Source organism: Burkholderia sp. Ac-20392 (assembly GCF_017104585.1).
Lineage (GTDB): Bacteria > Pseudomonadota > Gammaproteobacteria > Burkholderiales > Burkholderiaceae > Burkholderia > Burkholderia lata.
The window spans coordinates 1-9626 of record NZ_JAAGPB010000333.1; the positions used below are offsets into that span (position 1 = coordinate 1).

Here is a 9626-nt window from a genome sequence, read left to right on the forward strand (position 1 = left end):
TCGAGCCGCTCGTTGATTGCCTCGACTCGGCCGCGCGCGTCGAGCGCGACCACGCCGTCGCGCAAGTGCTGGAGCAGGTTGTCGAGCCGCTGGCGGCGGAATGCCTCGGCATGCGTCGCATACGCGACTTCGAGCGCCGTATCGACGGCCTTGCGTACCGATGCGTGCGAATACAGGAACACCGCGCCCATGCCGGCGCTGGCCGCGAGATCGGTGACGAGGCCGGGGCCGACGATCGTCTCGATGCCGCGGTCGCGCAGCTCGTGCACGCAGGCTTCCGCTTCCTGTGCAGACTGATATGACGCAAACTGCACGTCGAGGCCGTACGCGGCGACGAAGCGACGCACTTCGGGCGGCGTTTCCCCGGCGCTGACGAGAGCGATCCGCGATGCGTCGCGCCGTGCGCGCGCGAGCGCCTGCATCACGTCGAAGCCGGTCGGCGACACGACCACCACCGGCACCTGCGCACGCGTTTTCAGGAAGCCGCCGTTCGAGCCGGCCGCGACGATCACGTCGGGCCGCGCGGTGCCGGCCTCGGCGATCGCGCTGAGCGCATCCTCATAGGCGCGCGTGACGATGCGCACGTCGGCGCGTTCGTCGAATTCGCCGGCGATCTCGCGAAAGAGGTCGCGCAGGCGGCTGATGCCCATCGCCCAGATGCGCGGGCGCACCGCGCGATCGGCCGGGCCGACGGGCTTGGTCGAGGAGAGGTCCATGACGGTCGATTATGCGCGTGCGATTTCATTTTTGAAATATGAAATTGCCAAATTGAAATCATTGGGCGCTGCCTCGCCCGTGCCAGGTGCTTAAGAATCAGTGGGTTAGCGACGTTGCGCGAGCTGGCCCGGTCCTTGCTGTTAATGGTCGTTCCTTCAGGAGGCCGTTCATGAGCAATACGCATCTTCAGAGCGCCGGCGCGAAATTCCGCGCGGCAGTCGCGGCGGAGCAGCCGCTGCAGGTCGTCGGCGCGATCACCGCCTACGCAGCCAAGATGGCGCAGGCCGTCGGCTTCAAGGCCGTGTACCTGTCGGGTGGCGGCGTCGCCGCGAACTCGCTCGGGATCCCCGACCTCGGCATCAGCACGATGGAAGACGTGCTGATCGACGCGAACCGGATCACCAATGCGACCGACCTGCCGCTGCTGGTCGACATCGATACGGGCTGGGGTGGCGCGTTCAACATCGCGCGCACGGTGCGCTCGTTCATCAAGGCCGGCGTCGCGGCCGTGCACCTGGAAGATCAGGTCGGCCAGAAGCGCTGCGGCCACCGTCCGGGCAAGGAAGTCGTGCCGGTCGAAGAAATGGTCGATCGCGTCAAGGCGGCGGTCGATGCGCGTACCGACGACCAGTTCGTGATCATGGCGCGCACCGACGCCGCCGCGGCCGAAGGGATCGACTCGGCGATCGAGCGCGCGGTGGCCTACGTCGAAGCCGGCGCGGACATGATCTTCCCGGAAGCGATGAAGTCGCTCGACGACTACCGCCGTTTCAAGGCAGCCGTGAAGGTGCCGATCCTCGCGAACCTGACCGAATTCGGCTCGACCCCGCTGTTCACGCTCGACGAGCTGCGCGAGGCGAACGTCGACATCGCGCTGTACTGCTGCGGCGCGTATCGCGCGATGAACAAGGCCGCGCTGAACTTCTACGAGACGCTGCGCCGCGACGGCACGCAGAAGGCGGCCGTGCCGACGATGCAGACGCGCGCCGAGCTGTATGACTTCCTCGGCTATCACGAATACGAGCGCAAGCTCGACGAGCTGTTCGCGCAGGGCAAGAAGTAACGCGCCCACGTGCCGGGATTCGATCCCGGCGCGCCTTGCATGGGGCCGCACCAGGCGCTAAAGCGCCAAGTCCGGCCGACAGCGAAGCATGGGGCCGCACCAGGCGCTAAAACGCCAAGTCCGGCCGACCGCTGATACCCCCGATACACATTGGAGAACGGAAACATGAGCGAGACGAAAGACGCAGCAGCACCGGCCGCCGCAGGCGCATTCAAGCCGAAGAAGTCGGTGGCGCTGTCGGGCGTGACGGCCGGCAACACGGCGCTGTGCACGGTCGGCAAGACCGGCAACGACCTGCACTATCGCGGCTACGACATTCTCGACGTCGCCGAGTCGTGCGAATTCGAGGAAATCGCACACCTGCTCGTGCACGGCACGCTGCCGAACCTGACCGAACTGGCCGCATACAAGACCAAGCTGCGCGCACTGCGCGGCCTGCCGAACGCGCTGAAGGCGGCGCTCGAACAGATCCCGGCGTCCGCGCACCCGATGGACGTGATGCGCACGGGCGTGTCGGTGCTCGGCACCGTGCTGCCGGAGAAGGACGACCACAACCTGCCGGGCGCGCGCGACATCGCCGACCGCCTGATGGCATCGCTCGGCTCGATGCTGCTGTACTGGTATCACTTCTCGCACAACGGCAAGCGCATCGAGACGGAAACCGACGACGATTCGATCGGCGGCCACTTCCTGCACCTGCTGCACGGCAAGACGCCGTCGAAGTCGTGGGTCGAGGCGATGCACACGTCGCTGATCCTGTACGCAGAGCACGAATTCAACGCGTCGACGTTCACCGGCCGCGTGATCGCGGGCACGGGCTCGGACATCTACTCGGCGATCACCGGCGCGATCGGCGCGCTGCGCGGGCCGAAGCATGGCGGCGCGAACGAAGTCGCGTATGAAATCCAGAGCCGCTACAGCTCGCCGGACGACGCCGAAGCCGACATCCGCCGCCGCGTCGAGAACAAGGAAGTCGTGATCGGCTTCGGCCACCCGGTCTACACGATCTCCGATCCGCGCAACAAGGTGATCAAGGGCGTCGCGCACAAGCTGTCGAAGGAAGCGGGCGACCTGAAGCTGTACAACATCGCCGAGCGCCTCGAATCGGTGATGTGGGACGCGAAGAAGATGTTCCCGAACCTCGACTGGTTCAGCGCGGTGTCGTATCACATGATGGGCGTGCCGACCGCGATGTTCACGCCGCTGTTCGTGATCTCGCGCACGTCCGGCTGGAGCGCGCACATCATGGAGCAGCGCATCGACAACAAGATCATCCGTCCGAGCGCGAACTACACCGGTCCGGAAGACCTGCAGTTCGTACCGATCGAAAAGCGCTGATCGCCCACCGTGCACACCGGCCTCCCGCGTGACGGGGGCCGGCGTGCGCCGGACGCCATACCCGAGTGCCCCACACCATGAATACCGCCAACCGCAAACCCCTGCCCGGCACGTCGCTGGACTATTTCGACGCGCGTGCCGCGGTCGAAGCGATCGCGCCCGGCGCCTACGACACGCTGCCGTATACGTCGCGCGTGCTCGCCGAAAACCTCGTGCGCCGCTGTGATCCGGCGATCCTTGCCGATTCGCTGAAGCAGATCATCGAGCGCAAGCGCGAACGTGATTTCCCGTGGTTCCCGGCGCGCGTCGTGTGCCACGACATCCTCGGGCAGACCGCGCTCGTCGATCTCGCCGGCCTGCGCGACGCGATCGCCGACGGCGGCGGCGACCCGGCCAAGGTGAACCCGGTCGTGCCCGTGCAGCTGATCGTCGACCACTCGCTCGCCGTCGAATGCGGCGGCTTCGATCCGGACGCGTTCGCGAAGAACCGCGCGATCGAGGATCGCCGCAACGAGGATCGCTTCCACTTCATCGAGTGGACGAAGAAGGCGTTCGAGAACGTCGACGTGATCCCGCCGGGCAACGGCATCATGCACCAGATCAACCTCGAGAAGATGTCGCCGGTGATCCAGGCGCAAGACGGCGTCGCGTATCCGGACACCTGCGTCGGCACCGACAGCCACACGCCGCACGTCGACGCGCTCGGCGTGATCGCGATCGGCGTCGGCGGCCTCGAAGCGGAGAACGTGATGCTCGGCCGCGCATCGTGGATGCGCCTGCCCGACATCGTCGGCGTCGAGCTGACCGGCAAGCGCCAGCCCGGCATCACCGCGACCGACGTCGTGCTCGCACTGACCGAGTTCCTGCGCAAGGAAAAGGTGGTCGGCGCGTACCTGGAATTCCGCGGCGAAGGCGCGGCGAGCCTCACGCTCGGCGATCGCGCGACGATCTCGAACATGGCGCCCGAATACGGCGCGACGGCCGCGATGTTCTTCATCGACGGCCAGACGACCGACTACCTGCGCCTCACCGGCCGCAGCGACGAGCAGGTGAAGCTCGTCGAGACCTACGCGAAGGTGGCGGGCCTGTGGGCCGATACGCTGGACAACGCGCAATACGAGCGCACGCTGACGTTCGACCTGTCGAGCGTCGTGCGCAACATGGCCGGCCCGTCGAACCCGCACAAGCGGCTGCCGACGTCCGATCTCGCCGCGCGCGGGATCGCCGGCCAGTGGGAAGAGAAGGCGGGCGAGATGCCCGACGGCGCGGTGATCATCGCCGCGATCACGAGCTGCACGAACACCAGCAACCCGCGCAACGTGATCGCAGCGGCGCTGCTCGCACGCAACGCGAACGCGCGCGGCCTTACGCGCAAGCCGTGGGTAAAGAGCTCGCTCGCGCCCGGCTCGAAGGCGGTCGAGCTGTACCTGGAAGAAGCGAACCTGCTGCCCGAACTCGAGAAGCTCGGCTTCGGCATCGTCGCGTTCGCGTGCACGACCTGCAACGGGATGTCGGGCGCGCTCGATCCGAAGATCCAGCAGGAGATCGTCGATCGCGACCTGTACGCGACGGCCGTGCTGTCCGGCAACCGCAACTTCGACGGCCGCATCCACCCGTATGCGAAGCAGGCGTTCCTCGCGTCGCCGCCGCTGGTGGTCGCGTACGCGATCGCCGGCACGATCCGCTTCGACATCGAGAAGGATGTGCTCGGCCACGACCAGGACGGCAAGCCCGTCACGCTGAAGGACATCTGGCCGACCGACGAGGAGATCGATGCGATCGTCGCGTCGAGCGTGAAGCCCGAGCAGTTCCGCAAGGTCTACGAGCCGATGTTCGCGCGTAGCGCCGATGCGGGCGAGCGCGCGGCGCCGCTGTACGACTGGCGCGCGCAGAGCACGTACATCCGCCGTCCGCCGTACTGGGAAGGCGCACTGGCCGGCGAGCGCACGCTGCAGGGGATGCGCCCGCTCGCGGTGCTCGGCGACAACATCACGACCGACCACCTGTCGCCGTCGAACGCGATCCTGCTGAACAGCGCAGCGGGCGAATACCTCGCGAAGATGGGCCTGCCGGAAGAAGACTTCAACTCGTACGCGACGCACCGGGGAGACCACCTGACCGCGCAGCGTGCAACCTTCGCGAACCCGACGCTGATCAACGAGATGGCGATCGTCGACGGCGCGGTGAAGAAGGGTTCGCTCGCGCGCGTCGAGCCGGAAGGCAAGGTCATGCGGATGTGGGAAGCGATCGAGACGTACATGAATCGCAAGCAGCCGCTGATCGTCGTGGCCGGCGCCGACTACGGCCAGGGCTCGTCGCGCGACTGGGCGGCGAAGGGCGTGCGGCTCGCGGGCGTCGAGGCGATCGCCGCCGAAGGCTTCGAGCGGATCCACCGCACGAACCTGATCGGGATGGGCGTGCTGCCGCTCGAGTTCAAGCCGGGCACGAACCGGACGACGCTCGGCATCGACGGCACCGAGACCTTCGACGTGATCGGCGAGCGCACGCCGCGCGCCGACCTGACGCTCGTGATTCACCGCAAGAACGGCGAGCGCGTCGAGGTGTCGATGACGTGCCGGCTCGATACGGCCGAGGAAGTGTCGATCTACGAAGCAGGCGGCGTGCTGCAGCGCTTCGCGCAGGACTTCCTCGAATCGTCGCAGGCGGCTTGATCGAGTCACACAGGGATAACGCACACATGGCTCACACTCCTCAAATCAGGATTCCCGCGACCTATATCCGCGGCGGCACCAGCAAGGGCGTGTTCTTCCGGCTGCAGGACCTGCCGGACGCCGCGCAGGCGCCGGGCGCCGCGCGCGATGCGCTGCTGCTGCGCGTGATCGGCAGCCCCGATCCGTACGGCAAGCAGATCGACGGGATGGGCGGCGCGACGTCGTCCACCAGCAAGACGGTGATCGTGTCGAAGAGCACGCGGCCCGGCCACGACGTCGACTACCTGTTCGGTCAGGTCTCGATCGACAAGGCGTTCGTCGACTGGACCGGCAACTGCGGCAACCTGTCGGCGGCGGTCGGCCCGTTCGCGATCAGCGGCGGGCTCGTCGATCCGGCGCGCGTGCCGCGCGACGGCGTCGCGACCGTGCGGATCTGGCAGGCGAACATCGGCAAGACGATCGTCGCGCATGTGCCGGTGACGAACGGTGCGGTGCAGGAGACGGGCGACTTCGAACTGGACGGCGTCACGTTCCCGGCCGCCGAAGTGCAGCTCGAGTTCATGGACCCGGCCGCCGAGGAAGAGGGCGCGGGCGGGTCGATGTTCCCGACCGGCAACCTCGTCGACGATCTCGCGGTGCCGGGCGTCGGTACGCTGAAGGCGACGATGATCAACGCGGGCATCCCGACGATCTTCGTCGAAGCGGAAGCGATCGGCTATACGGGCACCGAGCTGCAGGACGCGATCAACGGCGATGCGAAGGCGCTCGAGAAGTTCGAGACGATTCGTGCGCACGGCGCGCTGCGCATGGGCCTGATCGACACGCTCGATGAAATCGCGACGCGGCAGCACACGCCGAAGATCGCGTTCGTCGCGAAGCCGGCCGATTACGTCGCATCGAGCGGCAAGCGCGTGAACGCGGGTGACGTCGACCTGCTGGTGCGCGCGATGTCGATGGGCAAGCTGCACCACGCGATGATGGGCACGGCGGCGGTCGCGATCGGCACGGCCGCGGCGATCCCCGGCACGCTCGTCAACCTGGCGGCGGGCGGCGGCGAACGCAACGCGGTGCGCTTCGGGCATCCGTCGGGCACGCTGCGCGTCGGCGCGGAAGCGCAGCTCGAGAACGGCGAATGGACCGTCACCAAGGCGATCATGAGCCGCAGTGCGCGCGTGCTGATGGAAGGCTGGGTGCGCGTGCCGGGCGACGCGTTCTGAGCGTTGCCGCGGCGCCCCGATGCGGGCGTGCGCGGCAGGCGGGATTCCTGCTTCGCCGGTTTCACGACTGGCGAAGCGGGCGGTCCGCCGGTGATGCGACGACGCGCGCAACGCGCTCGTCGCATTCGATATCGTGTTCAGCGGCCACTTGCCGCGCGGCATGACCTTGCGTCGCGATCGATACGCGCGACGTGCTCTCTCCGCTGATTCCGCACGACCCACGGCTTCGCGTTCGCGCGGCCTTCGACCTGCCACCCAGGCATCCTGTCCACACGCTTCGTCGACGTTCCTGATCCCGATTTCGAGTTCGCATGCGGTCATCGGATCGTACGGGGGCCAACGTTTGATCCGCACGCGGGTGGATTGAGCGAGACGTGCGCCGCGCGGCGGCATTCTGCGACGCTTCAATACGAAAGAAAATTCCGGCTGCGCATGTGCGAAAAATAAAAACATATTGATTGTGGAAAACGATTCCGGTTCGTGATTCGGTGTATGTGCGGTTTCAGTGTTTTATTCGATGTGTTGATTTGTATCGATGTGCGCATTAATCAGGTGTGTTGGGGTGTGGTATAAGCGACGCTCCTGTCGGAAATTTCGACCATAAATAGCGCAGCCGACAGCACCGCATTCAACTGACCATCCCGACCCGGCGGCGAAAATGACACGACCGGGCCGATGGATTCGGATCCTGCTCTCACGCCGCGAGAGAAAGAAGTTCTGGATCTACTGTGTCGCGGGTTCAGCAACAAGGCCATCGCCGCTCATCTCGATATCGGGCTCGATACCGCGCGCCGCCATGCGAGCCGCGTCAAGCAGAAGACCGGCGTTCAATCCGTCATTGCGTTGCCGGGTCGCGCGCTTCCCGACGACCTCGTGTGGCCGGATCAAATCGACCTGGGCGGCATCCGCCTGAGTCCGGCCGAATCCCGCGTGCTGCGGCTGCTGTGCCAGGGGCACGGCAGCAAGCAGATCGCGCGCCTGCTTCAGATCAGCCCCCGCACCGTCGACAAGCATCGCGAGCATTTACTCGATAAATGCCGCTGCGAATCGACGCGTCAACTGGTGGCGTTGATTGCCGGTCAATACGCGAAATGTGGCATGGCCAATTCGTCGGCTGAATCTTAATCTGGCTCCATGCACTGAATATTCGAATTCATGAATTGAGTTGTGAATAGTTTTCAAATTCGAAATTGTGCAATTTACCTATAAACACGGATTTGCCGTTTTGCGTGCGATGCTCGCCGTGCGCAAGCAGTCCATTCTCAGCGAGCTATTCGAGGGACCAGAAAATGAGCATCCTGAAAGTTTGTCGTTGGCCGAAAGTCGGTGTCAGTTGGGACGTGATTACGGAAGGCAACGGAGAGCTGAAGAAAAAGGCCGGCGAGAAGTTCTCCGTGACCGGCGTGAACAAGGACAACCTCCGAACCGAAAACACGTATTACATCTACCAGGGTACGCATGTCGACCAGGGGCAGAAGGTCGTGTGCAAGAGCCTCAGCCCGACCGGAAACGTGGCCGAGTTCGAGGTGCAGGCGCAGTTGTTCCAGGTCGAGGAGTACGGTGCGCTCGTCCAGTCGTTCCAGAACGTGCTGGCAGCCGCTACCAAGACCGTCGACATCGGGATCGGCAAGAAGGATTTCGCGACGCTCAAGCAGGCCGGCTACAACCTGTGCTTCGCGAAGAAGGTCGGCGACGCCGATTACAACATCGTGTGGCGCGCGTCGTTCGAATACCTCGAGGACAACGAGTTCTCGTGGACGCCGATCTACCAGATCTTCGGGACCAACCGCTACCAGGACGGCATCTCGGTCAAGGCGTCGACCAAGAAGGTCTCGATCGGCGTCGGGGAGATCATCACCCTCGACAAGTTCGGCCAGTTCGGGACGCCGTCGACGGGCGGCGATCCGACCGCGATCAACATGGAGAACGACTACGGCGACATCCATCCCGGCATCTGCCAACTGAGCACCGGTATCGACGGCGAGGCCGTCAGCACGCCGATCTACGTGGCGCCCGACGTGATGGTGTCGGGTGACGCGTCGTTCACGCCGATCGAGAAGGTGCTGGTGTGGTTCGAGCAGAACATCCAGACCTCGACGATCTTCGCGAAGTCGCGATCGCGGAGCATCGAAATCGACCTGACGAGAACGAATTCGACGGGGCGAGTCTACGAAGGCGGTCAATGGAAGACGCCGTAACCCGCCCGCGATCGAACGGGTAAGCAGCCGCTACGTCGAGATCGATCTCTCCGGCGTGTCGACGGCGGCCCGGGTGTATCAGGGGCAGTCCTGGGTCATACCCTGACGGCAGAGGCCGGCGCGTTTGCGCCGGCCTTTTTGCGTGCCCGTCCGCGTGCCCTTCGCCGTGTCGTTTCGCCCGCCATTTCCGCAGGTCGCACCGATTGCCTTCGCGGCGCGAAAGCGCGTCAGAATACGTGAATCCGACGGACATTCCCTTTCCGCGTGACGGCTCGTCCGTTCGCTTCGATTGCATCCCCATGAGGTCGCCATGCCATTGAACACGCCGCTTTCCGGCATTCATATCGTCGAATTCGAAGGTCTCGGCCCCGGCCCGCTCGCGGGCTGGATGCTTGCCGGGATGGGCGCGCGGATCACGCTG

The 9626-nt window shown here is 65.3% G+C and carries 7 protein-coding genes and 1 pseudogene; 7 read left to right on the plus strand and 1 reads right to left on the minus strand.

Annotation, left to right across the window (positions count from 1 at the left end):
* Positions 1 to 716: PrpR N-terminal domain-containing protein (locus G3N99_RS27855; protein ID WP_206123995.1), on the minus strand; the 716-nt coding region annotated here is incomplete at its 3' end.
* A 170-nt stretch (positions 717 to 886) separates the two neighbouring features.
* Between G3N99_RS27855 and prpB the strand changes: the two genes are divergently transcribed.
* The 7 genes and pseudogenes from prpB to G3N99_RS42095 form a co-directional block, all read left to right on the plus strand.
* Entirely contained in the window at positions 887 to 1780 is an 894-nt protein-coding gene (prpB, locus tag G3N99_RS27860; protein ID WP_011353756.1) for a methylisocitrate lyase, read from the plus strand.
* Positions 1781 to 1945: 165 nt separating this feature from the next.
* Positions 1946 to 3118, plus strand: coding sequence for a 2-methylcitrate synthase (prpC, locus tag G3N99_RS27865; protein WP_122948256.1), 1173 nt, complete (start codon positions 1946 to 1948; stop codon positions 3116 to 3118).
* A 77-nt stretch (positions 3119 to 3195) separates the two neighbouring features.
* Positions 3196 to 5790: a Fe/S-dependent 2-methylisocitrate dehydratase AcnD gene (acnD, locus tag G3N99_RS27870; protein WP_206123996.1), complete on the plus strand. Its 2595-nt coding sequence runs from the start codon at positions 3196 to 3198 to the stop codon at positions 5788 to 5790.
* Between the two features lie 26 nt (positions 5791 to 5816).
* A complete protein-coding gene (gene prpF, locus G3N99_RS27875) occupies positions 5817 to 7007 on the plus strand; it encodes a 2-methylaconitate cis-trans isomerase PrpF (protein ID WP_011353759.1) in 1191 nt (396 codons plus the stop codon).
* 675 nt (positions 7008 to 7682) lie between these two features.
* Complete coding sequence (locus G3N99_RS27880) at positions 7683 to 8132, plus strand: helix-turn-helix transcriptional regulator (RefSeq protein ID WP_174940698.1); 450 nt, start codon at positions 7683 to 7685, stop codon at positions 8130 to 8132.
* A gap of 164 nt (positions 8133 to 8296) precedes the next feature.
* Positions 8297 to 9205 (plus strand): hypothetical protein, encoded by a 909-nt coding sequence (locus G3N99_RS27885; protein ID WP_174940700.1) that lies wholly within the window; start codon positions 8297 to 8299, stop codon positions 9203 to 9205.
* A gap of 310 nt (positions 9206 to 9515) precedes the next feature.
* Positions 9516 to 9626, plus strand: a pseudogene (locus tag G3N99_RS42095) (CoA transferase); the annotation flags it as partial.

What these genes read in the sequence shown, in the direction of transcription:
- G3N99_RS27885 (WP_174940700.1), top strand. Translation starts at nt 8,297, where the DNA reads ATGAGCATCCTGAAAGTTTGTCGTTGGCCGAAAGTCGGTGTCAGTTGG.
- prpC (WP_122948256.1), top strand. Translation starts at nt 1,946, where the DNA reads ATGAGCGAGACGAAAGACGCAGCAGCACCGGCCGCCGCAGGCGCATTC.
- acnD (WP_206123996.1), top strand. Translation starts at nt 3,196, where the DNA reads ATGAATACCGCCAACCGCAAACCCCTGCCCGGCACGTCGCTGGACTAT.
- prpB (WP_011353756.1), top strand. Translation starts at nt 887, where the DNA reads ATGAGCAATACGCATCTTCAGAGCGCCGGCGCGAAATTCCGCGCGGCA.
- G3N99_RS27880 (WP_174940698.1), top strand. Translation starts at nt 7,683, where the DNA reads ATGGATTCGGATCCTGCTCTCACGCCGCGAGAGAAAGAAGTTCTGGAT.
- prpF (WP_011353759.1), top strand. Translation starts at nt 5,817, where the DNA reads ATGGCTCACACTCCTCAAATCAGGATTCCCGCGACCTATATCCGCGGC.